This window comes from Pseudomonas sp. 44 R 15 (genome assembly GCF_900004965.1).
Taxonomy (GTDB): Bacteria; Pseudomonadota; Gammaproteobacteria; order Pseudomonadales; family Pseudomonadaceae; genus Aquipseudomonas; species Aquipseudomonas orientalis_A.
Map to the genome: position 1 here is coordinate 17310 of NZ_CVTU01000041.1, position 26583 is coordinate 43892.

Genomic DNA, 26583 nt, shown 5'->3' on the forward strand with positions numbered 1-26583 from the left:
GGGGGTCAGTACCACTGCTTGAAGCGGCGGATGTAGATCGTCTTCATCAGTTGGGCGACGCAGCAGTAGGCGAGCAGGGTGCCCACCAGCCATGGGAAGTACGCCAGCGGCAGCGGTTGCAGGCCCACCAGGGTGCCCAGGGGCGAGAACGGTACGTAGATGCCCAGGGCAATGACGATGCAGGTCATCATCAATACCGGCCAGGCGGCCGTGCTCTGGAAGAACGGGATCTTGCGGGTGCGCAGCATATGCACCACCAGGGTTTGCGAGAGCAGGCCCTCGATAAACCAGCCGGACTGGAACAGGGTCTGCATTTCCACGCTGTTGGCCGAGAACACGTACCACATCAGGGCAAAGGTGGTGATGTCGAAGATCGATGAGGTTGGTCCGATCCAGATCATGAAGCGGCCGATGTTCTTCGCATCCCATTTACGCGGCTTGGCCAGGTATTCCTTGTCCATCTTGTCCCACGGCAGGGCCAGCTGGGAGATGTCGTACATCAGGTTTTGCAGCAACAGGTGAATCGCCAGCATCGGCATGAACGGAATGAACGCACTCGCCACCAGCACCGAGAACACGTTGCCGAAGTTGGAGCTGGCGGTCATGTTCAGGTACTTCATGATATTGCCGAAGGTCTCGCGGCCTTTGAGCACGCCTTCTTCGAGCACCATCAGGCTCTTTTCCAGCAGGATGATATCGGCCGACTCCTTGGCGATATCCGTGCCGCTGTCCACCGAAATGCCCACGTCGGCATCGCGCAGGGCGGGCGCATCGTTGATCCCGTCGCCGAGGAAACCGACGGTGTGGCCGTTGGCTTGCAGCGCCTTGAGCACCCGCGATTTCTGCAGCGGCGTGAGCTTGGCAAATACCGTGCGTTGTTCCACGCAGCGCAGCAGCGTCGCGTCGTCCATCGCTTCGATTTGCGGCCCCAGCAGCGGTTGACCGGGTTCGAGGCCGACCTGGCGGCAGATCTTGCTGGTCACGACCGGGTTGTCGCCGGTCAGCACTTTGACCGCCACACCGATTTGTTGCAGCGCTGCAATCGCCGGGCCGGCGGTTTCCTTAGGTGGATCAAGGAACGTCAGGAAGCCATGGATCACCAGGTTGCGTTCATCGGCGGTGGTGTACTGCTGGCGCGCCAGCGCTGCAGGGATAGTGCGGGTGGCGACGACCAGTACGCGAAAGCCGTCTTGGTTGTAGTCATTAGCGATCGCCAGCAACTGCTCGCGGCGGCGCTCATCCAGCGGTACGGCGGCGCCGTTTTCCAGGGTGTGGGTGGAAATGCTCAGCATCTCTTCCACGGCGCCCTTGCACACCAGCAGATGATCGCCGGCGGCGTCCTTGACCATGATCGACAGGCGCCGGCGGACGAAATCGAACGGCAACTCATCGACCTTGCTGTAGGCAAACGGCACTTCGAACCTGGGATTCTGCGCAGCGAACTGCACCACGGCCTGGTCCATCAAGTTCTTCATGCCGCTCTGGTGAAAGCTGTTGAGCCAGGCCAGGGACAGCACCGCATCATCGCGCTGGCCGCAGGCGTTGACGTGATGCTCGAGGATAATCTTGTCCTGGGTCAGGGTGCCGGTCTTGTCGGTGCACAGCACATCCATCGAGCCGAAGTTCTGGATCGCATTGAGGCGCTTGACCACCACTTTGCGTCGGGCCATGGCCGTGGCGCCCTTGGCCAGATTGGCGCTGACAATCATCGGCAGCATTTCCGGGGTGAGGCCTACGGCAACGGCAAGGGCGAACAGGAAGGCATCGCCCCAATCGCCTTTGGAGAAGCCGTTGAGCAAGAACACAATCGGCACCATCACCAGCATGAAGCGGATCAGCAGCCAACTGACGCTGTTCACGCCACGGTCGAACGCGGTTTGCACCCTTGAGCCGACAATCGCCTTGGCCAGCGAGCCGAAATACGTGCGCGGCCCGGTGGCGACCACCACGGCTGTCGCCCGGCCGCTGACCACATTGGTGCCCATGAAGCAGATGTTCGGCAGGTCCAGCAGATTGTCCTGGTCGGCAGACAACGGGGACGCGGACTTTTGCGTGACATCGCCCAGGGTGTCGTATTTTTCCACCGGCAAGGCTTCACCGGTGAGCACTGCCTGGCTGATAAACAGGTCGCGGGATTCGATCAGGCGGATATCGGCGGGGATCATGTCGCCGGCCGACAGGTGCACGATGTCACCGGCGACCAGCTCGCGCATCGGCACTTCGCGCAGGGTCGGCTGGGCGCCTACCTGTTCGCGGCGCAGCACCGTGGCGGTGGTGCGCACCATGGCCTTGAGCGCCTCGGCGGACTTGGCCGAGCGGTGTTCCTGCCAGAAACGCAGCAGGCTGCTGAGCAGCACCATGGTCATGATAATGATGACCTTGGTCGGGTCGGCTGCTTCGCCGTCCTGCATCGGCAGCCAGCAATCGGTGATGAAACTGATGCCGCCCAGGGTCAGCAATACATAGATAAACGGATTGTTCAGTGCCTGCAGGAACTGGACGAGGGCGTGAGGCGGCTTGTCATGGGCCACTTCGTTGTAGCCTTCGCGATGCAGGCGTGCCGAGGCGTCCAGCTCGGTCAGGCCATCCTGGGTGGCGCGCACGTTGGCCAGGGTGGCGGACAGGCCGTTGCGGGCCTCACGGGCGGCGCGCATCGACAGTTTGGGGGTGCTGCCGTCGCTGCCTTTTTTGTGCTGCAGTGGCGTGTTTTTTACGGCGCTCATGGTGGGTACTCCTGTCGCCAACTCTCGACGCAACATGCCCGATACTTGCCTGATAACAGGCGAGCGAAAGCACGCCGAGCCGCGAACTTTGCGATCGGTTTAAATAAGGTCTGGACAACCCTTAATAGTGAATACTGACGGCGCGTTAATTAACGTGCGCGCAGCCATCCACGACTGGGAAAGTTCATAAGGAACTCCAGTGCATCAATAAGAAAGTTGCTGTTTCCAGTCAGGTCAGGCGGCGCGAGCGCTCAAGTAAAAACCGAGCATCACGTCAGCCTGGGCCAGGCTGGAAACGATCGGTCTCTGCGGGTCCTGAGGGTCGGCGTGATCCCACTGCTGCACCAATTGGCCGCTTTGCGGGCAGACACGCCAATGCGCCAGCGGGCGGGCTGGACGCACTTGGAGGGAGGATGAATCAAAGGCCGCGCGGGCAGGGCGCAAGCCAGTAGGCGCACGATGCAGCTTGGCGCGCAGGGCCGCGGCCAGGGTGCATACATCAGGTAAAACAAGGGTTTGCAAGGTCATAACACACCTCGGGACCGGACACGCGACCGGCGAGGCAGTTACGGTGGAGCATCAAGCTCTAGCGCAGCTTACCGGGCCTGGAGGGCAAGTCCCGTCATGTTCTGGGTTTGGCGCCCGACGCCCGCTGAGGCGGTGCTCGGACAGCGACTAGATACTGTGTCCATTGGCTTCTTTTGTGAGGTTTAAAAAAGGCCCCTGTTGCGGGCAGGGGCAATTTACTCAGGCAGTTACAGAATGTCAACGCATGGTTAATTAAATGAGTCGATATTCAGAATTTATTCAGATAAGTGGCGGCCTATGTAACTTCAAATACTCTGTGCCGCGAGGACTGCCAAATAAATCAATACAATACCGCAAGCGCCATAGCTGATGCGTTGCCAAGTCGGCGAAGCATTCTTGCGCAGCAAGTTGACCAGCGCGGCAGTAAGAAAGCAGGACAGCACCGACGCAAGCATAAAGCCTGCAAAAAACATCAGCGTTTGCCCATGGCTCGGAGTAGCACCAACGATGCCCGACAACGCGCTGCCCAAGGCGCCCCAGTAAACGATGTTCTTGGGGTTGGCCAGGGAGATCGTCGCGCCCACGACCAGTGCGTTTTTTGCCGAACTGGCGGGTGCGCTTTCGACTTGAGGTAGCTGCCAGGCATCGATCAGGCTGCGGATGCCCAGCCAGGCCAGGTAAAGCGCGCAGATCACCGTCAGCGGCACGCGTACCGCCTCATGCTGGATCAATAGCGCGATGCCCGTCAGCCCGATCACCGCCCAGACGGCGTCGCCCACCAGCGAGCCAACCTGTACCAACAGGGCCGGTGTGAAACCGTGGAGCAAACCACGGCGCAGGGTTTCGGCGAGCACTGCGCCGGGAGACAGGCAAAATACAAAGCCGAAAACCAGCGCGTAGAAAAAGATCGTCAGCATGCCCGTGTCCTTTCGAGAAAGTGCGAAAGCATACGTCAGTCCGAGGGCAGGAAACCATGCAGCATTGAATGTGCAAGAGCGGGCGCCTAGCTCTTGCTCGCGAAAAACTCATAGGCACCGCGTTCATTTAGAAAGCACGCGTTATCGTTGACGTTTTTCGCGAGCAAGCTCGCTCCTACAGACGGCCGTATACGCTCAACTGAATGGCATTCCTCAGACACTCAGGCGCAAGGCGAGGGCGGCGAGGGTGATCAACAGCACCGGCACGGTCAGCACAATCCCGACCTTGAAGTAGTAGCCCCAGGTGATGGTGATGCCCTTGCGTGCCAGGATATGCAGCCACAGCAGGGTGGCGAGGCTGCCGATAGGGGTGATTTTCGGGCCCAGGTCGCTGCCGATCACGTTGGCGTAGATCATTGCGTCCTTGACCACGCCCACGGCATGGCTGGACTCGATGGACAGCGCGCCGATCAACACCGTTGGCAGGTTGTTCATCGCCGAGGACAACAGCGCGGTCAGCACACCGGTGCCCATGGCCGCGCCCCACACGCCGTGGGCGGCGAAGGTGTCGAGCCAGGTGGCCAGGTAATCGGTCAGGCCGGCGTTACGCAAGCCGTACACCACCAGGTACATGCCCAGGGAAAAGACCACGATTTGCCATGGCGCGTCTTTCAAGACCTTGCGCGTGGAAATCGTGTGGCCCTTGGCGGCGATCACCAGCAACAGCACGGCGCAGACCGCGGAAATCGCGCTGATGGGAATGCCCAGGGGCTCCAGCGCGAAGCAGCCGACCAGCAGAATACCCAGCACCCACCAGCCGGCACGAAACGTCGCACGGTCGTGGATGGCACTGTCGGGTTGTTCCAGGTCGGCCGGGTCGTAGCTCTGCGGAATATCGCGGCGGAAAAACCACAGCAGCACCGCCAGGGTCGCGGCGACGCTGACCAGGTTCACCGGCACCATCACGGCGGCATATTCGTTGAAGCCGATCTTGAAATAATCCGCCGAGACGATATTCACCAGGTTCGACACCACCAGCGGCAGGCTCGCCGTGTCGGCGATAAAGCCTGCGCCCATGACGAATGCCAGCGTCGCCGCCGGAGAAAAGCGCAGGGCCAGCAGCATCGACATCACAATCGGGGTGAGGATCAACGCCGCGCCGTCATTGGCGAACAGCGCCGACACCAGTGCGCCGAGCAGCACCATATAGGCAAACAGGCGCCGGCCTCGGCCACGCCCCCAGCGCGCCACATGCAGCGCGGTCCAGGCAAAGAACCCGGCTTCATCCAGCAACAGGCTGATGATGATCAAGGCGACAAAGGTGCCGGTGGCGTTCCAGATGATGTGCCACACCACCGGGATGTCCGCCAGGCTGATCACCCCGCAGGCCAGGGCCAGGATCGCGCCCAGGCTGGCGCTCCAGCCCACGCCCAGGCCCTTGGGTTGCCAGATGACCAGCACGATGGTGACAAGGAAAATCGCAATTGCGACAAGCATGAATTAACGCTCCGATGGCTCAGCAGCAAGTGCTGGCCGGTTATGGTCTGTCGCCCAGTGCATCCGGACGCGGCGCGTCGTTCTGCCAGCAGGGCCGGCTGTCATCCAAGGCATGGATCAGTTCGCCTACGTAAAGTTCGCGCACGCGCAGGATTAATAGCGTCGGACGTGCTCAGGCGGCAGCGGCCAGCATTTGAACAGGATTGCGGATAAAGGGCCACGTAGGTCAAATCCTGATTTCGGTTGACGTGGATCAACTGCCCGATGATCGACCACAAGTGATTGAAATTAAAATGAAACATCAATGTCCTAAAGTGCCCGCCCATTGCTGATGAAGGAAGCTCCCGCGTGACCCGAGCCACTCGTAACCTGCGCAAAACCCTGGATTCCGTCGCGGATAATAACGAAACCGCGGCGTTTGACCTGATGCGTGCCGTCGAAAAACTCGGCGATGAAGTGCTGCGCCAGCGCCTGCTCAACACCATCCACCGGTTGAACCAGGACGCCTACGAACTGCGCGAAGCGCGCGACTCGGTGGAACTGGTCTCGGTAAAACTGGCCTGAGCAAGATCGTTCAAGACAAGCCCCCGCGTGCACCGGCATGCTGGCCGACTGTTTGTCGATGAGCCCCGTCCATGCCTGCTGCCCTCCCTTATGACGCGTTCACACGTGGCGCGATTGCTGTCATTCCGTTATCCCTGGCCTGCGCCCCCTGGGGGTTGCTCGCCGGCTCCATGGCCATCGATGCGCAGTTCACGCCGCTGCAAGCCCAGGGCTTGTCCGCCATCGTGTTTGCCGGCGCGGCCCAACTGGTGGCGATCGGCATGGTCAAAAGCGGCGCCAGCCTGATCTCCATCGTGCTGACCACCTTGCTGCTGACTTCCCAGCATTTGCTCTACGGCATGCACATGCGCCCGACGCTGTCCTCGCTCAACACTCGCTGGCGCATGAGCCTGGGTTTTCTGTTGACCGACGAGTTCTTTGCCCTGGTCAACCACTATGACCGCCAGACCTTCAATCGCTGGTATGCCCTGGGTGTGGGCCTCACGTTCTATATCATCTGGAACCTGTTCACCCTGGCCGGCATTGTGCTGGGCAAAAGTATTCCAGGCCTGGACCAACTGGGGCTGGAGTTTTCGATTGCCGCGACCTTTATCGCGCTGATCACGCCGGTAGTGCGCGACGTGCCGACGCTGGTCTGCGTCGCCGTCTCGCTGTTGTGTTCGGTGTGGCTGAGTTACCTGCACTGGGAATCGGCGGTGGTGGTCTCGGGCGTATTGGGGATGAGTGCAGGGTTCGCCTGCAAACGCCTGGGAGTCGGGCAGCGATGATCTACCTGATGATTATGGCAATGGCGCTGGTGGTGTTTTTCAACCGCTACCTGTTTATCGAGCCGCGCCTGCCGGTACGGCTCAATCGGGGGACGCGTGAGTTCCTCGGGTTTGCCGTACCGGGCATGCTCACCGCGATTTGCGGGCCGATTATTTTCATCAAAGACCACCAGCTCAACCTGAGCCCGAGCAACCCCTACCTGCTGGCCGGGATCTGCGCCGTGGGGTTGATGCTGTGGACGCGCAGCGTGCTGGTCACGGTGCTGTCGAGCATGGCGCTGTTTTATCTGCTGCGCTGGTGGTTGTGAACCGCAGGCGAAAAAAAGCCCGCGGGAGGGCGGGCAGAAGGGAGACTTCTAAAAATGAGCGTGGCCACTATAATCGGCCCGCTTTGCCTTTACAGTGAAACAAAGTTCATGGGCGCGTCAGTTGGCGGCGGCGCAATGGTAGAGTCACGGTTTTTCCAAGGAAGCACAGGCATGTACAAAGTGGTGATAGGCGCAGTGGTACTGGCGACGCTGGCCGGCTGCGCGGGTTCGAAGATGAAGGAGGCGCGTGCGGGCAGCCCGTACAAGACCATGGCGTCGGACAAGGCCACCCTGGTGGTCGCCCAATGCATTCAGTACGGCTGGCAGGACGAAGGCGTATTCGGCGTCGATGCCGGCGGCTTCAAGGAAGCCACCGAGGCCGGGGGCTTTACGGTGTACACCACGGGCGGTGATTACTTTGTGGATGTGCTGAGCACGGGCGCAGGTTCGACCGTCAAGTATTACGCCGCAGAGGACACGATGCCCGCCAAACGTCGTCTGGCTGCGCTCGCCACTTGTCTGTAATACCTTGCCTTAGTCATATTCAGAAACGCCCGGCGGGACAGCCGTCGGGCATTGGCTTATTATTCACCGGCTCGCCCGACGTGATGGCTCTTTACCGGTACACGGATGTCGAGGCCGAAACGTCGGGCGGGCACCTTTTTTCCATACCCTGCTGTTCAGCGTGGCATGAAACCCAACTGCCAGCGCCGGGGTATCGCCAGGGTCGCCAGGCCCAGTGACCCCGCCAGCGCGCCACTGACCCACAGCGCGCGCAGCCCGATCTGCTGTTCCAGCAGTGCCCCGATCACCGCGCCGACAAACATCCCCGCCCACGGCACCAGCTGCATGCGCCAGCCATTGCGGCGTTCGCCCATCAACCAGCGGCCCAGCCCGCGACCGAAGCGTGAGAGCGCCCCGGTGACATAGGTGAGCCCCACGGGCACGCCATTGACTTGCTCGACGGCCGCGTTAAGCATGCCCATGGCGATAATCGCCGCCAACAGCGCGGGCAGCGTATCGGACCATGGCAGCAGTGCCGCACCACAGAGCAGGGCGCCGATGCTGAGCAACAGGGGCAGCGCGTGGCGCTTGCTCAAGCGGCTGACAATCACCCCCAACGCGTTGCCGATGATGAAGGTGGCAACCAGCAATACCAGGCGTGCGGTAAGCCCCCCGTCGCCTGCACTGATCGCGACCGCCAGGCGCGTGGTGTTGCCGCTCATGAACGAGACAAAATCGCCGCTGGCCATGAAACCAATGGCATCGGTCATGCCGGCAAGTACCGACAAACCAGCCACCAGCAGCAGGCCCACGCGTCCACGCCAGCGTTGTCGATGGGCGAGCGCGGCATTGGCGTAAGGCTTGACGGGTGAAGGCAGCATCGGCCGGTTTCCAGTGAGATTATCCGGCCACTACCCTAGGACGCTTTGCCACGGCGCGCAATCAGATCACACAGGCTCCAGGCGCCACCCGGTGCTGTACCAGCTCAAGTAATGGCTGGGTTGGATCGCCTGCAGGAACGCCTCGTCGTGGGACACCGCCATCAGCGCGCCAGTAAATCCCTGCAAGGCCTGTTCAAAGGCCACCACCGTCTCCAGGTCCAGGTGATTGGTCGGTTCGTCCAACAGCAACAGTTGCGCCGGTGCCCCGCGCCATAAAGCGATCGCCATCGCCGCTTTCAACCGCTCGCCACCGCTGAGTTGCCCGGCGGGTTGGGTCACGCGCCGGGCATCCAGCTGCAGCAAGGCCAAGCGTGTGCGCAGTTCAGCTTCCATCAGTGGTGTTTCGAGCAGGTTGAGCTGTTCGACGATACTGCGCTGGTCGTCCAGCAGCTTCAGGTGCTGGTCGATATAAGCGCAGGGCACCGTGACCGCGCAGGAGCCACTGACGGCGTGCCATTGCCCGGCAAGCAGCTTGAGCAAAGTGGATTTGCCGCAACCGTTCGGCCCACGCACTGCCACGCGCACCGGTCCGGTCAGGTCCAGGCTCAGGTAGGTCGAAGGTGCACGCGGGTCCAGCCAGGGCAACTGCGCCTGGTGCAGGCTGACCACCTGGCGACCGTTGGCCAGCGCCGAACCGGGCAGGGCGAGCAGGGTCGGCGTCTCGTCCACCACACGTGCGTAGGCCTGGCGCACCTGCGCGTCGAGGGTGTCTTTGTGATCGCGATGGGCGCTGCCCCGTGCGCTGACGATTTGCGTGGCCGCGCTCTTCCAGCGTGCCCTGGTAAAGCGGTCGACGTTGGCGGTCTCTGCCTGTTTGCGTGAGCGCGCCGCATGGCGCTGCAGGCTGTCATGGGCCTTTTGCAAGCGTTGACGTTCGCGGCTGCGCTGCTCGCGGGCGTATTCCCACGCTGCGGTAGCCGCCTGCTGTTGCGCGTCGCGTTGCTCAAGATAGGCGGCGTAGTTGCCGCCGTAAGCCTGCACACCGAGCGGGGACAGTTCGATGATCCGGCCCATGGTGTTGAGCAACTGCCGATCATGGCTGACCACCACCAGACCACCGCGCCAGGCGGCCAATTGCCGCAGCAGCCAGGCCCGCCCGCCACTGTCGAGGTGGTTGCTGGGCTCATCGAGGATCAGCAACGGCGGCGCCGCGAGCAAAGCACCGATCAGCGCCACCCTGGCCAGTTGTCCTCCGCTGAGTTGATCGACCCGGGACGCGGCGCCAATTGACGTCAACCCCGCCGTATCCAGGGCCGTGCGCAGACGTTCGGCCAGGTCCCAGCGCTCATCGATCAGCGCCAAGTCGCCGGCCAGGGCCACGCCCTGATTCATGCGTTCAAGGGCGGCCAGGCACTGGGCGGTACCGGTGAGGTCCGCGACGCTCGCACCGGGTCGCACCACCACGTTCTGGGGCACATACACCACATGGGCCGGGGCTTTCAACGTACCGGAGGTGGGCTGCAGGATGCCGGCCATCAATTGCGCCAGGATACTTTTGCCGCGCCCGTTGCGACCGACGATTCCGGTGGGGGCCCGGTCTATGGACAGATTGAGGTCTTCCAGCACGGTTTCGCCATTGGCGAACTGGAAACACAGGTGTTGCAGGGAAATCAATGCGGGCAGCCGGTTGACGTGAGTCATCAGCACCTCCAGGAAAATGTCGAACAGGCCAACGTGCGCGCCAGGCGGCTCGTTGCAGATACATTTTTGGAAGGCTTAGTTGTTCACGTCGGCAATCATCCCGAGAGTGACAGGGCTTCGCAGGCTAACCCGCCTTGGCGGGCTTGGGCAAGTCTGCGACCAGTTGCTCAAGGAACATCGCCAGGGCGACTTCTTCGGCCTTGAGGCCCTTGCGCACCCTTGGCTTGGGCAGCTTGGACAGCTCACCCAGGCTGAAATGCTCGAGCACCGCCGGGTGGATATAGCACTTGCGACACACCGCCGGCGTATTGCCCAGTTGCCGTGCGACGTCCTTGACCATCGCCACCACATGGCGCTTGGCGTCGGACTCCGGTTGCCACGCCAATTCGCGCAACACCGCCAGCGCCATGGCCGTGCCGGCCCAGGTGCGGTAGTCCTTGGCGGTGAAATCCTCGCCGGTCAGGCTGTGCAGGTACGCGTTGACGTCCTGGGAGCTGACGGTATGGCGCTCGCCGTTTTCGTCCAGGTACTGGAACAGGTTCTGCCCGGGCAGTTCCATGCACCGCTTGACCACACTGGCCAGGCGTCGGTCCTTGACGCTGATCTGATGCTCCACGCCGCTCTTGCCGCGAAACTGGAATTTTATCTCGCTGCCCTTGATGTCCACGTGACGGTTGCGCAGGGTGGTCAAACCGTAGGATTTGTTGTCGCGGGCGTACTGGGTATTGCCGACGCGGATCAGCGTGGCATCAAGCAACATCACCACCGTGGCCAGCACCTTGTCGCGGGTGAATCCGGGCTGGGCGATCTGTGCTTCCAATTGTTTGCGCAACTTGGGCAGGGCCGCGCCGAACGCCTGCAGACGTGCGTACTTGTCGCTGTCACGCACCTCGCGCCAGCGCGCATGGTAGCGGTACTGCTTGCGACCACGGGCGTCGCGGCCCGTGGCTTGCAGGTGACCACGCGGGTCGGCGCAGATCCACACATCGGTGTAGGCGGGCGGCACCGCCAGCGCATTCAGACGCTTGATCTCATCGGCATCGGTGATGCGCTCGCCGTCGGGGCGGAAATACTGGAACTTGCCGCGCAGCTTTTTGCGGCGAATGCCGGGTTGGCTGTCGTCAACATAGTGCAGGTCGCGGGGCAGATCGGCAGGCAGCGAAGAGTCGGGCATGGTGCGGGTTCCTTGGCAACGGATCAGGCCGGTATGTCTGATTGACCGCGTCGTCCTGCGGTCGTGCCAAATGGTTTAGGCGAGCACCGCCACCGCCTTGATGTGCGCCCACAGCACTTGCCCCGGCTGCACATTCAACTGGTCCCGCGAGAACCGCGTGATGCGTGCCAGCAGCGGCGTGCCGGCGGCATCCAGGCGCACCAGTACATGGGCGCTGTTATCCGCTGCGACGTCCTTGATGACCGTCACCGGCAGGCGGTTGAGGATGCTGCTGTGCGCTTGCGCCTGGTGGCTGAGGCTTACGTCCCGTGCCTGAATCTTCACCCGCAGCTGTGTGCCCAAAGCCATCGGCGTGTGGGCTACGCGTATCTGCAAGAGGCAATCGGGCAGTTGCAGGGTGAGCAACTGATAGTGCTCGTCGTAGGCAATCACGCGGCCAGTGACGACCACACCGGCATCGTCGCCCCGCGCCAGGGGCAGGTCGAGGCGCGCCAGGGTTTCGCCGATGGGGCCGCTGGCCAGGGCCTTGCCGTCGCCGAGCAGGACGAGGTGGTCAGCCAGGCGCGCCACTTCGTCCTGGGCATGGCTGACGTACAGCACCGGAATATCCAGTTCGTCGTGCAGGCGTTCGAGGTAAGGCAGGATTTCGTTTTTGCGCTGGCTGTCGAGGGCCGCCAGGGGTTCATCCATCAGCAGCAAGCGGGGACTGGTGAGCAGGGCGCGGGCGATGCCGACGCGCTGGCGTTCACCACCGGACAGGTGCTGCGGGTCGCGCGCAAGCAAGTGAGCGATACCCAGCAGCTCAGTGGCCTGGGCCATATCCACGCGCCGCTGCGCACGTGGGATGCGCTTGAGGCCGAACGCCAGATTGGCCTGCACCGACAGATGGGGAAACAGGCTCGCCTCCTGGAAGACGTAGCCCAGGGCGCGTTTGTGCGGCGGCACGAACACCCCGTTACGGCTGTCTTGCCAGACCTCGTCGTTGATCTGCACAACGCCGTCATCGGCGCGCTCCAGGCCGGCGATACAGCGCAGGCAGGTGGTCTTGCCGGAGCCGGAAGGGCCGAAAAGGGCGGTGACGCCACGGCCCGGCAATTGCAGCTCCACGTCCAGCGCAAAGCCTGTGTACTTCAGGTGCAGGCGTACCTCAATCATCGCGATCAGCTCCAGCCCATTTTGGTTTTACGGCTGGAGTAGAGTGCCAGCAATACAAGGAACGCGAACACCACCATCGCCCCGGCCAGCCAGTGGGCCTGGGCATATTCCATGGCTTCGACATGGTCGTAGATCTGCACCGAGACCACCCGGGTCTTGTCCGGGATATTGCCGCCGATCATCAGCACCACGCCGAACTCGCCGACGGTATGGGCGAAGCCGAGAATCGACGCGGTGATAAAACCTGGGCGAGCCAACGGCAGGATCACCGTGAAAAACGTATCCCACGGGCCCGCACGCAAGGTCGCCGCCACTTCCAGCGGGCGCGTGCCGATGGCCGAGAACGCGTTTTGCAACGGTTGCACCACGAAGGGCATGGAGTAGATCACCGAGCCGATCACCAGCCCGGCGAAGCTGAAAGTCAGAGTGCCCAGGCCCAGCCACTGGGTGAACTGGCCGACGTAGCCATTGGGCCCCATGGTCAACAGCAGATAGAAGCCGATGACCGTCGGCGGCAGCACCAACGGCAGTGCGACGATTGCGCCGATGGGGCCGCGCCACCAGGAACGGGTGCGCGACAGCCAAAGGGCGATTGGCGTACCGATCAGCAGCAGGATCACCGTGGTCAGCGAGGCCAGTTTGACCGTCAACCAGATCGCGGAAAAATCAGCACTCGTGAGCGGCATTTACAGTTCATAACCGTAAGACTTGATTACCGCAGCGGCCTTCGGGCCTTTCAAATAATCGACCAGGGCCTTGGCGGCGGCGCTGTCCTTGCCTTTGGTGAGGATCACCGCGTCTTGTTTGATCGGGTCATGCAGGGACGACGGCACGATCCACGCCGAACCGCTGGACAACTTGCCATCCTTGTAAATCTGCGAAAGCGCCACGAAGCCCAACTCGGCGTTGCCGGTGGACACGAACTGATAGGCCTGGGTGATGTTCTGGCCTTCGACGATTTTGTCCCTGACCTTGTCAGTCAGGCCTTCCTTGGCCAGCACCTGAGTGGCGGCCAGGCCGTACGGCGCGGCTTTCGGGTTGGCGATGGACAGGTGCTTGAACGCATTGTGCTTGAGCACTTCACCCTGGGCATCCACGTAGCCTTCTTTCGCCGACCACAGGGCCAGGGTGCCGACCGCGTAGGTGAAGCGCGAGCCCTTGACGGTATCGCCTTCGGCCTCGAGTTTTTGCGGGGTGGTGTCGTCGGCACTGAGGAACACCTGGAACGGCGCGCCATTCTTGATCTGGGTATAGAACTGCCCGGTGGCGCCGAAGGACGCGACCAGTTTGTGGCCGGTGTCTTTCTCGAAGTCGGCGGCAATCGCCTGGATCGGCGCGGTAAAGTTGGCGGCGACGGCCACTTGCACTTCATCGGCCTGCGCCGAACCCAGGGCGAAGACGGCAAGCAGGGGGGCCAGGCGCGCGGCGCGGATCATCATGAAGCAACTCCTTGAGGGTGTACGGCCGATTGCCGCTATGTACGAGAATATATAGCGGTTACCGGCTGCCGGTACAGTACGAAATTGCGCCACGTGCCGACAGGCCTAGCGCAGCCTGGCCAATGCCTGCTCGGCCAGGTCGCGGGTCAGGTCATACGTCGAGCGGTCGTGACCCAGACGCAAGGCCTGGCCCGCCCACAGGTTGCTGAAGCCGGCTTCGTCCCTGGCCTTCAGCGGCAGCAATGCGCCACCGGCCCGTGGAAAGGCAGGCGCGGCGGGGTTGATCGCGCCCAGCTCGCGCATCACGCGGTTGACAATGCCCCGTGCCGGGCGCCCGGTGAACAGGTTGGTGAGGGCCGTTTCGCTGGCCTGGGCATGGCGCAAGGCATGGTGGTGGGAAGCGCTGACGCTGGCTTCGGGGGTGAACAGGTACGCCGTGCCGATCTGCACCGCCGAGGCGCCCAAGGCAAACGCGGCGAGCATTCCGCGCGAATCCGCGATACCACCGGCCGCGATCACCGGCACGCTGACGGCGTCGACGACTTGCGGCAGCAGCGCCATCAAGCCGATCTGGCTGTTGAGGTCGTCACTGAGGAACATGCCGCGGTGGCCACCGGCCTCAAGGCCCATTGCGATAATCGCATCACAGCCGTGCTGTTCCAGCCAGATCGCTTCCTCGACCGTCGTCGCCGATGAAAGTACCTTGGCTCCGGTGGCTTTTACCCGGTCCAGCAAGGCTTTTTCCGGCAGGCCAAAGTGAAAGCTGACGACGTCGGGGCGAAAGGTTTCGATCACTTCACACGCCGCTTCATTGAAGGGCGCACGATTGGAGACCGGGGTCGGCGCATCAAAATCGGCGCTCAGCTCGCGGTAGTAGGGCTCCAGCAGCGCTTTCCAGCGCCGCTCGTGTTCCTCGTTCGCTGCGGGCGCCTGGTGGCAGAAGAAGTTGACATTGACCGGGCGGGTGCCGGCCTGGCGGATGGCGGTCAACGCCTCACGCAGTTGCTCGATGCTCAGCGCAGCGGCAGGCATGGAGCCCAGTGCGCCGGCCTGGCTGGCGGCAATCACCATGGCGGTGGTGGTCGCGCCCGCCATGGGGGCCTGGATGATGGGCACGTCGATGCCCAGCAGGTCGAGAATGCGCGTGTCTGGCCAGGTGCTCATGGGGTGCGTCTCCAGCGTCAGTGAGGCTTTTCGCTGTTTTAACAGGCCCCTTGGCACCCGGCCACTCTGTTTTATTCACTGGACGAGGGCAGTGCTTTATGCAGCCGGGTCAGTCCGAGGTTTCCCGCGCCAGCAGCGTGCGCTTGCGCTCTACGCCCCAGCGGTAGCCGGACAGCGCGCCGTCGCTGCGCACCACGCGGTGGCAGGGGATTGCCACCGCCAAGTGGTTGGCGCCACAGGCCTGGGCCACTGCGCGAAATGCCGTGGGCGCGCCGATACGCTGGGCAATCTGCGCGTAGCTGGCCGTGCTGCCCACCGGAATATCCCGCAGCGCCTGCCACACTCGTTCTTGGAAGGCCGTGCCGCGTAGATCCAGCGGCAAGTCCAGGCCCAGGGCGGGCGCTTCGATAAAGCCCACGACCTGGGCGATCAATTGTTCGAAATCCCGATCCGCGCCGACCAGTTCGGCGTTGGGGAATTGGTCCTGCAGGTCGCGCACCAGCGTATCCGGATCGTCACCCAGCAAAATCGCACACACGCCGCGTTGACTCTGCGCCACCAGAATCGCTCCCAGTGAGCATTGGCCCACGGCAAAGCGAATCAGGTTGTTGGCACCGCCGGCCTTGTACTCCTGCGGCTTCATGCCCAGCACCTGGTCAGCCGCCGCGTAAAAGCGGCTGTTGGAATTGAAGCCGGCGTCGTACAGCGTATCGGTGACCGACTGCTGCGCTTTGAGCCCATCACGCACCTTGCGTGAGCGCAGGGCGCCGGCGTAGCCCTTGGGGGTGAGGCCGGTGATGGCTTTGAACACGCGATGGAAATGGAACGAACTCAAGCCGGCCTGGCGGGCGAGGGCCTCCAGGCTGGGCGGTGTTTCGGCCTGTTCTATCTGGCGACACGCGTCGGCGACCAGCTTTGCATGGTGGGCGGCCAGTTGAGTCTGGTCGCCGGCGGCGCGGCGGCTGGGACGATAACCGGCAGCTTCGGCGTGTGCCGGGGTGTCGAAGAATTCGACATTTTCCGGACGCGGCAAACGTGAGGCGCTGCTGGGGCGGCAGTACACGCCGGTGGTTTTCACAGCGTAGACAAACAGTCCATCGGCTTTGGCATCGCGGGCAACGATGGCGGCCCAGCGTGGGTCCAGTGAGTGGTTCATGGCCTTCACTCTTGAGTGGTGATCGGCAGATTAACCCGACAGTTGGCGCTCGACACTCCGAAGCTTGCGGTCAAATCAGCCGGCGGTGCGAAAGGTCAGGTTGATGCGTTGCGGTCCCATGATCGGGTGCTCGCCTTGCTTGATCGGCATCACGCCATGGAAGCGCAGGCGATCCACCCCACCCCAGACCACCACATCACCGTGGAACAGCGAGACTTTTTGCGTCTTGTCACTGCGCTGATGGCCGCCGAACAGGAAAATCGCCGGCAGGCCGAGGGACACCGACACCACTGGCGCGTCATAGCGCTGCTCGTTCTTGTCCTGATGCAGCGACATTTTGGCGCCGGGTACGTAGCGGTTGATCAGGCAGGCATCCGGCGAGAAATCGCTGAAACCCGCCGCGTTTGCCGCCGAGATGGCCAATTCGCGCAGCGCGTCGGGCATTGCCGGCCAGGGTTGCTGGCTGCGCGGGTCGAGGGCGCTGTAGCGGTAGCCGCGCGTGTCGGTGGTCCAGCCCAGCGCGCCACAACTGCTCAGCGCGGCCGACATGGTAAAGCCGCCGGGCGTGACCATTTGCCGAAACGGCGACTGGGCCAGGACACGCCGCAATTCGGGTAATAAACGCTCAATCCAGGGCAGGGCGTAACCTCCCAGGACGTAAGACTCTTCGCCAATCTGTTCGCGCCTTGCCGGTTGCTGCAAGGCCTCATCGGCGAACAGGTCAGCGGTAGGCCCGGCCATGGCTTACAGCGCCTTGCTCACGTTGATGTCAGTAATCTCGTCGCTGGCATCGTGGATTTTCGCCAGGGCCTGCCGGGCCTCCTCGACGCTGTTGCTGGTCAGTTGGGCAAATTCGAAGCGACGTTCGCCGTTGAGCTTGTACTTGATGACGTATTTGGTGGTGTTCACAGCTTTTTTCCTTACGGTGTTCAGGTCAGCTCAGCTTGGTGCTGGTGCGACGAACGATACGAATCTTGTGTGACAGCGCCGGTTTGCGGGTAACGCTGATGGCGCGGCGCGTGACCACATCCAGGGTAATGTTCCAGAAACCGGTGCTGGGCGCGGTGATTTTTGCCGGGAATTTATCGAAGGCGCCACCGTGGTAGGTATGCCGGCCACCGTTCTTGAAACTGCGAAAATTCGCATCGCTCATTAGACGAATATTACAGGTCTGTGAGCATTCGATGACGACAATGTCTCCCTCGTTGAGGTGCTCACGCTGGTGGATGAATTTCATGGGGTGTCTCCAGAAGGGCTTTTTCTGAAAAATCAGAACGATACGTAGGTTAAGATGGAGTTTATCAGCCCCAGCGCGTTTATTATCGGGCCGTCGTCGACGACTTCGACAATTTAAAACAGTTATTTACCGAGTTTTTAGAGATAAATCCTACATTGGCGGGAGAAATTTCCTATACCCGCTGTCGTAGGGTCTTTATCGGAGGTTTTAGTATGAAGTGGAGTGTGTTGGTGCTGGCCTTGGCAATCGCTGGGTGTGCTTCGGTTGCAGATATCAAGCAGACCCCACCCACGTTGGTGGTCATTTCCGGGAAAAAGCCGCAGGAGTATGCGGCGTGCGTCGTGCGCAAGTTGGAGGCGACACGTCGTCCGCCACAGATCGAACCGCATAAGGAAGGTATTCAAGTGATCGTGCCGCAGAAATTTTCGTCCGATCCATCAGCGATCTTCGAAATTGAGGACCGCTCCAGCGGCAGCAGCATCAAGCTCTATGAAAGCATGTCCAACGTGCCGATTCGGCCGGGCGACGTGAAAAAAGCCGGGGAGGATTGCATTTCCGGTTAAGCCAGGGCGTATGTCCACGAACTGAATCCGATGAGAACCCCACCCGACAGGACGAGCCTCTTCGCGCCTGCCCGGTGGGGTTTTTTATGCGTTATTCGGTATTGAGGCTATAAAGCCGAGCGTGCTGATGAGAAGGCCCAATGGCGTGTCGATCGGCAGAGCATCCGTTAAACTGTCGGTCACTGCCTACAAGAATGCCGCTCAAACCCATCTGGGCAGCATCGCACCGCCTGGAATATCCCATTATGAAGCGAGAACACGTCAAAGCCCGCCATGCCGAAGGTCAGATCACGGCGACCCACGTCATCCAGAACCCTGCCGACCTGGGCGAGTGGATTGTCTTCTTCAAGAAAAGTGACGGCCGCAGTTACTTCCTGGTGGACGATCAGGATGAGGTCGAGTCATTCCCGCGCCTCGATGACTTGATCGAAACCCTGCGCGGCCTGGGGATCAAATTCGCCGAAGTTCACCTGTAACACCAAGGCTTACTTGCACACCACCACGACGCTGCGGCCTTTGAAATTGCCTACATCCTTGCCCAGGGTCTGCTCGCTTTCCTTGAGTGACGGAGTGCCGTCGGTGCCGACGATGCGGTAACCGGTGCCCGCGCAGGAGGCGTCGGCTTTCTCATAGCAACTGGCCCATGAATTGGCTTCGCCCGAGCAGTCGATGGTCAGGCCTTGTTCACCATTTTTCAGGTAAGTGTCGGAGGTGGTGGTGCAACCGGCCAGCGCCAATACCGCAGTGAGTGCCAGGATCTTGTTCATAGCCAGCATCTTGTTCATAGAGAGTCGTCTTCGAAGGTGTGGGGGAGAGCGCTGACACGGACGTGGGGCGTTGGCGGAAGATTATAGCGAACTGCCATCTAGGTACAGCCAAACACAAAAAAAGCCCCGCTCTGCGGGGCTTTTGCTGCAAGACCGCGTGGCTTACTTGCCCTTCGGCCGCTTGCTCGACGCGTGACCGGCTTCATCCACGAATACCTCAGCCACCGCAATCGCCATGCTTTCAGTCTCGAAAACGCCCGCGACGCTGTCGCCATGGAAGTTGATCAAGTGCCAACCGTCCGCACGCTGGGTGATCAGGTAGCCGTTTACGCCTTTGGGTTCTGACATCTAATTAGCAATCTCGTAAGCTGATTCAAGGGTGCAATGATAGCCGCAAATACCCCGCCGTTGCCCAAGTAATTCCAGCCCGGTGCCAGGCTTGGAAAAGCGTGCTACAAAGGATCAGGCCCTTTGGAAAATCAACACTTGAGCGCCGGCCAGCCTGCCGGTTGAAAGATCAGCGGAACTTACGCCGACATTTTTTCTCTATGATGACATCGCGGCGCCAGCAGGACCCATTGTAAGGTGACTGCGGCCTGATTAGACTGCGCCGAATTCCGTACGCACAGCCCTTTGTAAGGACTCATATGATCAAGAAATGCTTGTTCCCGGCAGCCGGTTACGGCACTCGCTTCCTGCCAGCGACCAAAGCCATGCCCAAAGAGATGCTGCCGGTGGTGAACAAGCCACTGATTCAGTACGGCGTCGAAGAGGCACTGGATGCCGGCTTGAATGAAATCTCCATCGTGACCGGCCGCGGTAAGCGCGCACTGGAAGACCACTTCGACATCAGCTATGAGTTGGAAAACCAGATCAAGGGCACCGACAAGGAAAAATACCTGGTTGGTATTCGCAAGCTGCTCGACGAGTGCTCGTTCTCCTACACCCGTCAGACCCAGATGAAAGGCCTCGGCCACGCCATCCTCACCGGTCGCCCGCTGATCGGTGACGAACCGTTTGCCGTGGTACTGGCCGATGACCTGTGCGTAAACCTGGAAGGCGACGGCGTGCTGACCCAGATGGTCAAGCTCTACCAGAAATACCGCTGCACCATCGTCGCCGTAATGGAAGTCAACCCGGCGGAAACCAACAAGTACGGCGTGATCGCCGGCGACGACATTGGTGATGGCCTGATCCGCGTGCGTGACATGGTCGAGAAGCCAGCGCCGGAAGATGCACCGTCGAACCTGGCGATCATCGGCCGCTACATCCTGACCCCGGACATCTTCAAGCTGATCGAAGAAACCGAGCCAGGCAAGGGCGGCGAGATCCAGATCACCGACGCCCTGCTCAAGCAGGCCAAAGATGGTTGCGTGATTGCCTACAAGTTCAAGGGCCAGCGTTTCGACTGCGGCGGCGCTGAAGGCTACATCGAGGCGACCAACTTCTGCTACGAGCACTTCTACAAGACTGGCAAGGCGTACTGATTTCACGCTTGCCGATCTGTTTCAACTGAAAGCCACCTTCGGGTGGCTTTTTCGTTTTTCAGCCCCATGTAAGTCGGTATGCTGGTGTCCTGCCGAGGAGAATGAAATGGCCTATGATTTTGACCTGTATGTAATTGGCGCCGGTTCCGGCGGTGTTCGCGCGGCGCGCTTTGCCGCAGGTTTTGGCGCCAAGGTGGCCGTGGCGGAAAGCCGCTACCTGGGCGGTACCTGTGTGAATGTCGGCTGCGTGCCGAAGAAGCTATTGGTGTACGGCGCGCACTTTGCCGAGGACTTCGAGCAGGCCAGCGGTTTCGGCTGGTCGTTGGGTGAGGCGAACTTTGACTGGGCGACCCTGATCGCCAACAAAGACCGGGAGATCAACCGTCTCAACGGTATCTATCGCAACCTGCTGGTCAACAGCGGCGTGACCCTGCACGAAGGGCATGCGCGCCTGGTGGATCCACACCAGGTGGAAATCAATGGCGAGCGCTTCACCGCCAAGCATGTCCTGATCGCCACGGGCGGCTGGCCGCAGATTCCGGACATTCCAGGCCGCGAACATGCCATTGGCTCCAACGAAGCGTTCTTTCTCAAAGAGCTGCCAAAGCGCGTACTGGTGGTAGGCGGTGGCTATATCGCCGTTGAGTTCGCGGGCATTTTCCATGGTTTGGGCGCGCAGACGTCGTTGCTGTATCGCGGTGACCTGTTCCTGCGCGGCTTCGATGGTTCGGTGCGCAAGCACTTGCAGGAAGAGCTGACCAAACGCGGCCTGGACCTGCAGTTCAATGCCGACATCGAGCGCATCGACAAGCAAACCGATGGCAGTCTCAAGGCCACCTTGAAAGACGGTCGGGTGCTGGAAGCCGACTGCGTGTTCTACGCCACCGGCCGGCGCCCGATGCTGGACAACCTGGGCCTGGAAAATACCGGCGTCACCCTCGATGAGCGTGGCTTCGTCAGCGTGGACGAGCTGTATCAAACCAGCGAGCCGTCGATCCTGGCCATTGGCGATGTGATCGGCCGTGTCCAATTGACCCCGGTCGCCCTGGCCGAAGGCATGGCGGTGGCGCGTCGCCTGTTCAAGCCCGAGCAGTACCGTCCGGTGGATTACGCGATGATTCCGACGGCGGTGTTCAGCCTGCCGAATATCGGTACGGTGGGCCTTACGGAAGAGGAGGCGAAGAAGAACGGCCATAAGGTGCAGATCTTCGAGAGCCGTTTCCGGCCGATGAAGCTGACCCTGACGGACTGTCAGGAAAAGACCCTGATGAAGCTGGTGGTCGATGCCGACACCGACAAAGTGCTCGGCTGCCACATGGTCGGGCCCGATGCCGGCGAAATCGTGCAGGGCCTGGCGATCGCGCTCAAGGCCGGCGCGACCAAACAGCATTTCGACGAGACCATTGGCGTGCACCCGACGTCGGCGGAAGAGTTCGTCACCATGCGCACGCCTGTGGCGGACTGATCAGGTTTCGCCGGTTGCCTCTGGCGTCGTTGCAACGACGGCGGCCAGACGCAACGCTTCAATACTGGCCTGGGCCTTGAGAAGGTCCAGCTCCAGCGCCTTGTTGGCCTGCTGATGCTCAGTCAGCGCTGCCTGGCGTGACTGGCTTTCCAGCAGCGCCACCCGCAGGCGCTCCTGAAGCAGTGTGCGCTCGCTGTCGACCTGGCTGATCTTCTCGTTCAGCTCGAGCTGCAAGGCCTGGTCTTTGCGCCGTTGCTCCTGCAATGCGTTCAGCTCCTTCGCGGTCACCCGGTGTTCGATCAACAAGCGTTCGTTGTCTCGATGCAATTGGGTGATTTCGTCCTGACGCACCAGCGCACTCTGCTGGGCCTGGCGCAGCTCGGCTTGTACCTGCTGCAACTGACCTTCATGACGGCGCTGCTCCTGTTCACGCTGCTCCTTGACCGCATTGCGGTAATGCTCAAGGGCATCGCGGGCGTGCAGGTGCTTGTCTTCCAGTGAGCGAATCTGCTCGTCCTTGTCCTTGAGCCTCAGTTCGTAATCGCTGCACGCCTGGCTGAGCCCGGCGTTGCGCGTTTGCTCGGTCTGCAGGCTGGTGCCGGCGGTTTGCAGGGCGGCGCTTTCCTCGGCGAGGGCGGCGGCCTGGATATCGAACTGCTGTTGCAGCTGATCATGGGCTCCTTGCAACGTTTCAAGCTGAGTGAGCAGGGCGCTTTTGTGCTGCTCAAACTGCGCCAGGGCGAGGTCGATGGGCTCTTGGGCCTTCTCTTTCAGGCGCTGGGCGAGCCGTGCCACCAATTCGCCAAGCTCCTCATCAATGGGGGCTTCGGTGATGGTCTGGCGGGTCTCGCTTTCGTCCAACTCCTTGAGGTAGCGGTGAATGGTGGTTTTCGAGCCGGTATTGCCCATTTCGATGCGCACGGCGTCGATGCTGGGGTTTTCGCCACGGGCGAGGATCGCCAGGCGTGCCGTCTGAACGACTGCTTTGTTTATGCCACCATGAGCCATGGGGTCTCCGTCGATTTCGTACTGTGGTACAGGGTATGTATTTACATACTATATCACAGCTAAAAAATGCTTTAAATTCATGATTTAACAGATGGGATATTGGCGTATTATCCCGTGTCATCAGCATTTTTAGCGTCGAACCAGGCGTTCGCAGTACGAATAGGCCCTGCCATGAGTGATCTTGATCGTTACCTCAACGCCGCGACCCGTGACAACACGCGCCGTAGCTACCGCGCGGCCATCGAGCATTTCGAGGTCAGTTGGGGTGGCTTCCTGCCCGCCACCAGCGACAGCGTGGCGCGCTACCTGGTTGCGCACGCGGGCGTGCTGGCCGTCAACACGCTGAAGTTGCGGCTCTCGGCACTGGCGCAGTGGCACACCAGCCAGGGGTTTGCCGACCCGACCAAGGCGCCGGTGGTGCGTAAGGTGCTCAAGGGCATCCGCGCCGTGCACCCTGCGCGGGAGCGGCAGGCCGAGCCGTTGCAGCTCAAGCACCTGGAGCAGGTGGTGGCGTCGCTTGAGCGTGAAGCCAGCGAAGCCCGTGACAAGCAGGACCGGCCTGGGTGGCTGCGCGCCAAACGCGACACGGCGCTGATCCTGCTGGGGTTCTGGCGTGGCTTTCGCAGCGATGAGCTCTGTCGCTTGAGTGTCGAGCATGTCCAGGCGGTGCCGGGAGCCGGCATCAGCCTGTACTTGCCGCGCAGCAAAAGTGACCGCGACAACCTCGGCAAGACCTACCACACACCCGCACTGCTGCGCCTGTGCCCGGTACAGGCCTACAGCGAATGGCTCAGCGCCTCGGCAATGGTGCGCGGCCCGGTGTTTCGCGGGATCGATCGCTGGGGCAACCTGGGGGAGGAGGGGCTGCACCCCAACAGCGTGATTCCACTGCTGCGCCAGGCGCTTGCGCGCGCGGGCATCCCGGCCGAGCAGTACACCAGCCATTCCCTGCGACGCGGCTTCGCGACCTGGGCCCATCGCAGCGGCTGGGATCTGAAATCGTTGATGAGTTACGTCGGCTGGAACGACATGAAATCGGCCATGCGCTATGTTGAAGCGACACCTTTTCTCGGCATGACGCTGGCGACCCAGCCGCTGCTATGAGATTTCTTCTATTAATACAGTCATCTGATAGAGAAACCCAATCGTCAGCATCAGGTTTGCCAATGAGCCATCGTCACAGAGAGTGGGTAGGATTCACCCCATCAACTTGTTAAGCCCTTCTACAAACCCTGACGGAGAGTCAACGATGCCTATCATCAACAGCCAAGTAAAACCGTTCAAAGCCACCGCGTTCAAAAACGGCAGCTTCCTCGATGTGACCGACGCTGACCTGAAAGGCAAGTGGTCTGTGGTGTTCTTCTACCCAGCCGACTTCACCTTCGTTTGCCCAACCGAATTGGAAGACCTGGCTGACAACTACGCCGAATTCCAGAAACTGGGCGTAGAAATCTACAGCGTGTCCACCGACACCCACTTTGCCCACGCTGCCTGGCACAACACTTCGCCAGCCATCGGCAAGATCCAGTACACCATGATCGGCGACCCGACCCTGACCATCTCGCGCAACTTCGACGTGCTGATCGAAGAAGCCGGCCTGGCGGACCGCGGTACTTTCGTGATCAACCCGGAAGGCCAGATCAAGATCGTTGAACTGAATGACGGCGGTGTTGGCCGTGACGCCTCTGAGCTGCTGCGCAAGATCAAGGCCGCCCAGTACGTTGCTGCCCACCCGGGCGAAGTGTGCCCAGCCAAGTGGAAAGAAGGCGAGGCCACCCTGGCTCCGTCCCTGGACCTGGTCGGCAAGATCTAAGTCTGTGAAGTCTCAAGGGCGGGTATCCGCACCTACCCAGTAAGCTGCAACCGCCCTCAAAAACGCCCGGGCGAGATTCGCTCGGGCGTTTTTTTTACCCAGAATTAAAGGAAATCGCCCGTATGTTGGACGCCAATCTTAAAGCTCAGTTGAAGTCATACCTGGAGCGGGTTACCCAGCCGATCGAGATCGTCGCCTCCCTCGATGACGGCGCGAAATCCCAGGAAATGCTCGCTCTTTTGCAGGACGTAGCCAGCCTCTCCACGCTGATTACCCTGCACAGCGATGGCAATGATGCGCGCAAGCCGTCGTTCTCCATCAACCGCCCGGGTGCCGAGATCAGCCTGCGTTTCGCCGGCATCCCCATGGGCCATGAATTCACGTCCCTGGTGCTGGCCCTGCTGCAAGTCGGTGGCCACCCATCCAAGGCCAGTGTCGAAGTGATTGAACAGATCCGTGCCTTGAAAGGCGAGTTCAGCTTCGAGACTTACTTTTCGCTGTCGTGCCAGAACTGCCCGGACGTGGTCCAGGCGCTGAACCTGATGGCCGTGCTCAACCCCAACATCCGCCACGTAGCCATCGACGGCGCGCTGTTCCAGGCTGAAGTCGATGAGCGCCAGATCATGGCGGTGCCCAGTGTCTACCTCAACGGTGTGAACTTCGGCCAGGGCCGTATGGGCCTGGAGGAAATCCTCGCCAAGCTCGACACCAGCGGTATCGAAAAGGCCGCCGAGAAAATCAGCGCCAAGGATGCCTTTGATGTATTGGTTGTCGGCGGTGGCCCGGCCGGTTCATCGGCTGCGATCTACGCTGCCCGCAAAGGCATTCGTACCGGTGTGGCCGCCGAGCGTTTTGGTGGTCAGGTACTGGACACCATGTCCATCGAGAACTTTATCTCGGTACAGGAAACCGAAGGCCCGAAACTGGCCGGTGCCCTGGAAGCCCATGTACGCCAGTACGACGTCGACATCATGAACCTGCAGCGTGCCAGCAGCCTGGTGCCGGCGAAAAACGCCGGTGAGTTGCACGAAATCCGCTTCGAAAGCGGTGCGACGCTCAAGTCCAAAACCGTGATCCTGGCCACTGGTGCGCGCTGGCGTGAAATGGGCGTGCCGGGCGAGCAGCAATACAAGGCCAAGGGCGTGTGCTTCTGCCCGCATTGCGATGGCCCGCTGTTCAAGGGCAAGCGCGTAGCGGTGATTGGTGGCGGTAACTCAGGCGTCGAAGCCGCCATCGACCTGGCCGGTATTGTCAGCCATGTCACGTTGCTGGAGTTCGACAGCAAGCTGCGCGCCGACGCTGTGTTGCAGCGCAAGCTGTACAGCCTGCCGAACGTCGACGTAATCACCAGCGCATTGACCAGTGAAGTCAAAGGCGATGGTCAGAAAGTCACCGGTCTTGCCTACAAGGATCGCGACAGCGGCGAGTTCAAGACCCTCGACCTGGAAGGCATCTTTGTGCAAATCGGTCTGTTGCCCAACACCGACTGGCTCAAAGGCACTGTGGAACTGACGCCTCGCGGCGAGATCATCGTCGATGCACGTGGCGAGACCTCATTGCCGGGTGTATTTGCCGCCGGTGACGTGACGACTGTGCCGTACAAGCAGATCGTGATTGCCGTGGGCGAGGGCGCCAAGGCTTCCCTGAGTGCGTTCGACCACCTGATCCGCACGTCCGCCCCTGCGTAAAATCCGAAGCGCAAATAAAAAACCCCATGAGTGATCATGGGGTTTTCTCGTTCTCGTTCCCACGCTCCGCGTGGGAA

The 26583-nt window shown here is 61.2% G+C and carries 29 protein-coding genes; 11 read left to right on the top strand and 18 right to left on the bottom strand.

Annotated elements, in window-relative coordinates; translation table 11 throughout:
- Positions 1-5 precede the first annotated feature (5 nt).
- The 4 genes from mgtA to BFP93_RS04305 form a co-directional block, all read right to left on the bottom strand.
- Positions 6-2723, bottom strand: a complete 2718-nt coding sequence (gene mgtA, locus BFP93_RS04290) for a magnesium-translocating P-type ATPase (RefSeq protein WP_065892149.1) — start codon at positions 2721-2723, stop codon at positions 6-8.
- Positions 2724-2957: 234 nt separating this feature from the next.
- Complete coding sequence (locus tag BFP93_RS04295) at positions 2958-3251, bottom strand: hypothetical protein (RefSeq protein WP_065892150.1); 294 nt, start codon at positions 3249-3251, stop codon at positions 2958-2960.
- A 305-nt stretch (positions 3252-3556) separates the two neighbouring features.
- Positions 3557-4168 carry a LysE family transporter gene (locus tag BFP93_RS04300; RefSeq protein WP_065892152.1) on the bottom strand — a complete coding sequence of 204 codons (612 nt, stop codon included), beginning with the start codon at positions 4166-4168 and terminating at the stop codon, positions 3557-3559.
- Positions 4169-4381: 213 nt separating this feature from the next.
- Positions 4382-5665: an arsenic transporter gene (locus BFP93_RS04305; RefSeq protein WP_065892154.1), complete on the bottom strand. Its 1284-nt coding sequence runs from the start codon at positions 5663-5665 to the stop codon at positions 4382-4384.
- A gap of 348 nt (positions 5666-6013) precedes the next feature.
- On the opposite strand from BFP93_RS04305, the gene BFP93_RS04310 reads away from it, so the two are divergent.
- From BFP93_RS04310 to BFP93_RS04325, 4 genes are all read left to right on the top strand, one after another.
- A complete protein-coding gene (locus BFP93_RS04310) occupies positions 6014-6229 on the top strand; it encodes a hypothetical protein (protein WP_065892155.1) in 216 nt (71 codons plus the stop codon).
- Between the two features lie 71 nt (positions 6230-6300).
- Positions 6301-6996: an AzlC family ABC transporter permease gene (locus BFP93_RS04315; RefSeq protein WP_065892156.1), complete on the top strand. Its 696-nt coding sequence runs from the start codon at positions 6301-6303 to the stop codon at positions 6994-6996.
- Positions 6993-7304 (top strand): AzlD domain-containing protein, encoded by a 312-nt coding sequence (locus BFP93_RS04320; protein WP_065892157.1) that lies wholly within the window; start codon positions 6993-6995, stop codon positions 7302-7304. The genes BFP93_RS04315 and BFP93_RS04320 overlap by 4 nt, the downstream gene beginning before the upstream one ends.
- 171 nt (positions 7305-7475) lie before the next feature.
- Entirely contained in the window at positions 7476-7829 is a 354-nt protein-coding gene (locus BFP93_RS04325; protein ID WP_065892159.1) for a hypothetical protein, read from the top strand.
- A 155-nt stretch (positions 7830-7984) separates the two neighbouring features.
- On the opposite strand, the gene BFP93_RS04330 is transcribed toward BFP93_RS04325, so the two are convergent.
- From BFP93_RS04330 to BFP93_RS04375, 11 genes are all read right to left on the bottom strand, one after another.
- Positions 7985-8689, bottom strand: coding sequence for a YoaK family protein (locus tag BFP93_RS04330; protein WP_065892164.1), 705 nt, complete (start codon positions 8687-8689; stop codon positions 7985-7987).
- A 66-nt stretch (positions 8690-8755) separates the two neighbouring features.
- Complete coding sequence (locus tag BFP93_RS04335; protein WP_065892169.1) at positions 8756-10390, bottom strand: ATP-binding cassette domain-containing protein; 1635 nt, start codon at positions 10388-10390, stop codon at positions 8756-8758.
- A 124-nt stretch (positions 10391-10514) separates the two neighbouring features.
- Entirely contained in the window at positions 10515-11564 is a 1050-nt protein-coding gene (locus BFP93_RS04340; protein ID WP_065885669.1) for a DNA topoisomerase IB, read from the bottom strand.
- A 75-nt stretch (positions 11565-11639) separates the two neighbouring features.
- On the bottom strand, positions 11640-12719 hold the full coding sequence (gene modC / locus BFP93_RS04345) for a molybdenum ABC transporter ATP-binding protein (protein WP_065892171.1): 1080 nt from the start codon (positions 12717-12719) through the stop codon (positions 11640-11642).
- A 5-nt stretch (positions 12720-12724) separates the two neighbouring features.
- Positions 12725-13405, bottom strand: a complete 681-nt coding sequence (modB, locus tag BFP93_RS04350) for a molybdate ABC transporter permease subunit (RefSeq protein ID WP_065892172.1) — start codon at positions 13403-13405, stop codon at positions 12725-12727.
- Entirely contained in the window at positions 13406-14158 is a 753-nt protein-coding gene (gene modA / locus BFP93_RS04355) for a molybdate ABC transporter substrate-binding protein (protein ID WP_065892174.1), read from the bottom strand.
- Between the two features lie 105 nt (positions 14159-14263).
- A complete protein-coding gene (locus BFP93_RS04360; protein ID WP_065892176.1) occupies positions 14264-15322 on the bottom strand; it encodes an NAD(P)H-dependent flavin oxidoreductase in 1059 nt (352 codons plus the stop codon).
- A 109-nt stretch (positions 15323-15431) separates the two neighbouring features.
- On the bottom strand, positions 15432-16478 hold the full coding sequence (gene ada / locus BFP93_RS04365) for a bifunctional DNA-binding transcriptional regulator/O6-methylguanine-DNA methyltransferase Ada (protein WP_065892177.1): 1047 nt from the start codon (positions 16476-16478) through the stop codon (positions 15432-15434).
- 75 nt (positions 16479-16553) lie between these two features.
- A complete protein-coding gene (alkB, locus tag BFP93_RS04370; RefSeq protein ID WP_065892178.1) occupies positions 16554-17219 on the bottom strand; it encodes a DNA oxidative demethylase AlkB in 666 nt (221 codons plus the stop codon).
- A gap of 3 nt (positions 17220-17222) precedes the next feature.
- On the bottom strand, positions 17223-17387 hold the full coding sequence (locus tag BFP93_RS28800; RefSeq protein ID WP_163001619.1) for a hypothetical protein: 165 nt from the start codon (positions 17385-17387) through the stop codon (positions 17223-17225).
- A 25-nt stretch (positions 17388-17412) separates the two neighbouring features.
- Entirely contained in the window at positions 17413-17715 is a 303-nt protein-coding gene (locus BFP93_RS04375) for a DUF1883 domain-containing protein (protein WP_003173824.1), read from the bottom strand.
- 212 nt (positions 17716-17927) lie between these two features.
- Here BFP93_RS04375 and BFP93_RS04380 point away from each other — a divergent pair, with 212 nt between their 5' ends.
- Entirely contained in the window at positions 17928-18278 is a 351-nt protein-coding gene (locus BFP93_RS04380) for a hypothetical protein (protein ID WP_065885676.1), read from the top strand.
- A gap of 245 nt (positions 18279-18523) precedes the next feature.
- A complete protein-coding gene (locus BFP93_RS04385; RefSeq protein WP_065885677.1) occupies positions 18524-18754 on the top strand; it encodes a hypothetical protein in 231 nt (76 codons plus the stop codon).
- A 9-nt stretch (positions 18755-18763) separates the two neighbouring features.
- On the opposite strand, the gene BFP93_RS04390 is transcribed toward BFP93_RS04385, so the two are convergent.
- Both BFP93_RS04390 and BFP93_RS04395 read right to left on the bottom strand, forming a co-directional pair.
- Complete coding sequence (locus BFP93_RS04390; RefSeq protein ID WP_065885694.1) at positions 18764-19045, bottom strand: hypothetical protein; 282 nt, start codon at positions 19043-19045, stop codon at positions 18764-18766.
- Between the two features lie 162 nt (positions 19046-19207).
- Positions 19208-19393 (bottom strand): hypothetical protein, encoded by a 186-nt coding sequence (locus BFP93_RS04395; protein ID WP_003173828.1) that lies wholly within the window; start codon positions 19391-19393, stop codon positions 19208-19210.
- 299 nt (positions 19394-19692) lie between these two features.
- Here BFP93_RS04395 and galU point away from each other — a divergent pair, with 299 nt between their 5' ends.
- Together galU and gorA are read left to right on the top strand one after the other, a co-directional pair.
- Positions 19693-20532, top strand: a complete 840-nt coding sequence (galU, locus tag BFP93_RS04400; RefSeq protein ID WP_003230743.1) for a UTP--glucose-1-phosphate uridylyltransferase GalU — start codon at positions 19693-19695, stop codon at positions 20530-20532.
- 106 nt (positions 20533-20638) lie between these two features.
- Positions 20639-21997 carry a glutathione-disulfide reductase gene (gorA, locus tag BFP93_RS04405; RefSeq protein WP_065892179.1) on the top strand — a complete coding sequence of 453 codons (1359 nt, stop codon included), beginning with the start codon at positions 20639-20641 and terminating at the stop codon, positions 21995-21997.
- On the opposite strand, the gene BFP93_RS04410 is transcribed toward gorA, so the two are convergent.
- Positions 21998-23005 carry a DNA-binding protein gene (locus BFP93_RS04410; RefSeq protein WP_065892181.1) on the bottom strand — a complete coding sequence of 336 codons (1008 nt, stop codon included), beginning with the start codon at positions 23003-23005 and terminating at the stop codon, positions 21998-22000.
- 171 nt (positions 23006-23176) lie between these two features.
- Between BFP93_RS04410 and BFP93_RS04415 the strand changes: the two genes are divergently transcribed.
- From BFP93_RS04415 to ahpF, 3 genes are all read left to right on the top strand, one after another.
- Entirely contained in the window at positions 23177-24109 is a 933-nt protein-coding gene (locus BFP93_RS04415; RefSeq protein ID WP_065892182.1) for a site-specific integrase, read from the top strand.
- 145 nt (positions 24110-24254) lie between these two features.
- The gene (gene ahpC / locus BFP93_RS04420; RefSeq protein WP_005788226.1) at positions 24255-24818 is read left to right on the top strand and encodes an alkyl hydroperoxide reductase subunit C; all 564 of its coding nucleotides are present in this window, start codon (positions 24255-24257) and stop codon (positions 24816-24818) included.
- Between the two features lie 122 nt (positions 24819-24940).
- Positions 24941-26506, top strand: coding sequence for an alkyl hydroperoxide reductase subunit F (ahpF, locus tag BFP93_RS04425; RefSeq protein WP_065892184.1), 1566 nt, complete (start codon positions 24941-24943; stop codon positions 26504-26506).
- Positions 26507-26583 lie beyond the last annotated feature (77 nt).

Excerpts from the sequence above, each read along its gene's own strand:
- BFP93_RS04325 (WP_065892159.1), top strand. The coding sequence starts at position 7,476 with ATGTACAAAGTGGTGATAGGCGCAGTGGTACTGGCGACGCTGGCCGGC.
- modA (WP_065892174.1), bottom strand. The coding sequence starts at position 14,158 with ATGATGATCCGCGCCGCGCGCCTGGCCCCCCTGCTTGCCGTCTTCGCC.
- BFP93_RS04330 (WP_065892164.1), bottom strand. The coding sequence starts at position 8,689 with ATGCTGCCTTCACCCGTCAAGCCTTACGCCAATGCCGCGCTCGCCCAT.
- BFP93_RS04335 (WP_065892169.1), bottom strand. The coding sequence starts at position 10,390 with ATGACTCACGTCAACCGGCTGCCCGCATTGATTTCCCTGCAACACCTG.
- BFP93_RS04415 (WP_065892182.1), top strand. The coding sequence starts at position 23,177 with ATGAGTGATCTTGATCGTTACCTCAACGCCGCGACCCGTGACAACACG.
- BFP93_RS04395 (WP_003173828.1), bottom strand. The coding sequence starts at position 19,393 with ATGTCAGAACCCAAAGGCGTAAACGGCTACCTGATCACCCAGCGTGCG.
- mgtA (WP_065892149.1), bottom strand. The coding sequence starts at position 2,723 with ATGAGCGCCGTAAAAAACACGCCACTGCAGCACAAAAAAGGCAGCGAC.
- BFP93_RS04305 (WP_065892154.1), bottom strand. The coding sequence starts at position 5,665 with ATGCTTGTCGCAATTGCGATTTTCCTTGTCACCATCGTGCTGGTCATC.
- ahpF (WP_065892184.1), top strand. The coding sequence starts at position 24,941 with ATGTTGGACGCCAATCTTAAAGCTCAGTTGAAGTCATACCTGGAGCGG.
- galU (WP_003230743.1), top strand. The coding sequence starts at position 19,693 with ATGATCAAGAAATGCTTGTTCCCGGCAGCCGGTTACGGCACTCGCTTC.
- modC (WP_065892171.1), bottom strand. The coding sequence starts at position 12,719 with ATGATTGAGGTACGCCTGCACCTGAAGTACACAGGCTTTGCGCTGGAC.
- ada (WP_065892177.1), bottom strand. The coding sequence starts at position 16,478 with ATGAACCACTCACTGGACCCACGCTGGGCCGCCATCGTTGCCCGCGAT.
- gorA (WP_065892179.1), top strand. The coding sequence starts at position 20,639 with ATGGCCTATGATTTTGACCTGTATGTAATTGGCGCCGGTTCCGGCGGT.
- BFP93_RS04300 (WP_065892152.1), bottom strand. The coding sequence starts at position 4,168 with ATGCTGACGATCTTTTTCTACGCGCTGGTTTTCGGCTTTGTATTTTGC.
- BFP93_RS04315 (WP_065892156.1), top strand. The coding sequence starts at position 6,301 with ATGCCTGCTGCCCTCCCTTATGACGCGTTCACACGTGGCGCGATTGCT.
- BFP93_RS04320 (WP_065892157.1), top strand. The coding sequence starts at position 6,993 with ATGATCTACCTGATGATTATGGCAATGGCGCTGGTGGTGTTTTTCAAC.
- BFP93_RS04410 (WP_065892181.1), bottom strand. The coding sequence starts at position 23,005 with ATGGCTCATGGTGGCATAAACAAAGCAGTCGTTCAGACGGCACGCCTG.
- BFP93_RS04385 (WP_065885677.1), top strand. The coding sequence starts at position 18,524 with ATGAAGCGAGAACACGTCAAAGCCCGCCATGCCGAAGGTCAGATCACG.
- BFP93_RS04375 (WP_003173824.1), bottom strand. The coding sequence starts at position 17,715 with ATGAAATTCATCCACCAGCGTGAGCACCTCAACGAGGGAGACATTGTC.
- BFP93_RS04380 (WP_065885676.1), top strand. The coding sequence starts at position 17,928 with ATGAAGTGGAGTGTGTTGGTGCTGGCCTTGGCAATCGCTGGGTGTGCT.
- BFP93_RS04295 (WP_065892150.1), bottom strand. The coding sequence starts at position 3,251 with ATGACCTTGCAAACCCTTGTTTTACCTGATGTATGCACCCTGGCCGCG.
- BFP93_RS04340 (WP_065885669.1), bottom strand. The coding sequence starts at position 11,564 with ATGCCCGACTCTTCGCTGCCTGCCGATCTGCCCCGCGACCTGCACTAT.
- alkB (WP_065892178.1), bottom strand. The coding sequence starts at position 17,219 with ATGGCCGGGCCTACCGCTGACCTGTTCGCCGATGAGGCCTTGCAGCAA.
- BFP93_RS04390 (WP_065885694.1), bottom strand. The coding sequence starts at position 19,045 with ATGAACAAGATCCTGGCACTCACTGCGGTATTGGCGCTGGCCGGTTGC.
- BFP93_RS04360 (WP_065892176.1), bottom strand. The coding sequence starts at position 15,322 with ATGAGCACCTGGCCAGACACGCGCATTCTCGACCTGCTGGGCATCGAC.
- modB (WP_065892172.1), bottom strand. The coding sequence starts at position 13,405 with ATGCCGCTCACGAGTGCTGATTTTTCCGCGATCTGGTTGACGGTCAAA.
- ahpC (WP_005788226.1), top strand. The coding sequence starts at position 24,255 with ATGCCTATCATCAACAGCCAAGTAAAACCGTTCAAAGCCACCGCGTTC.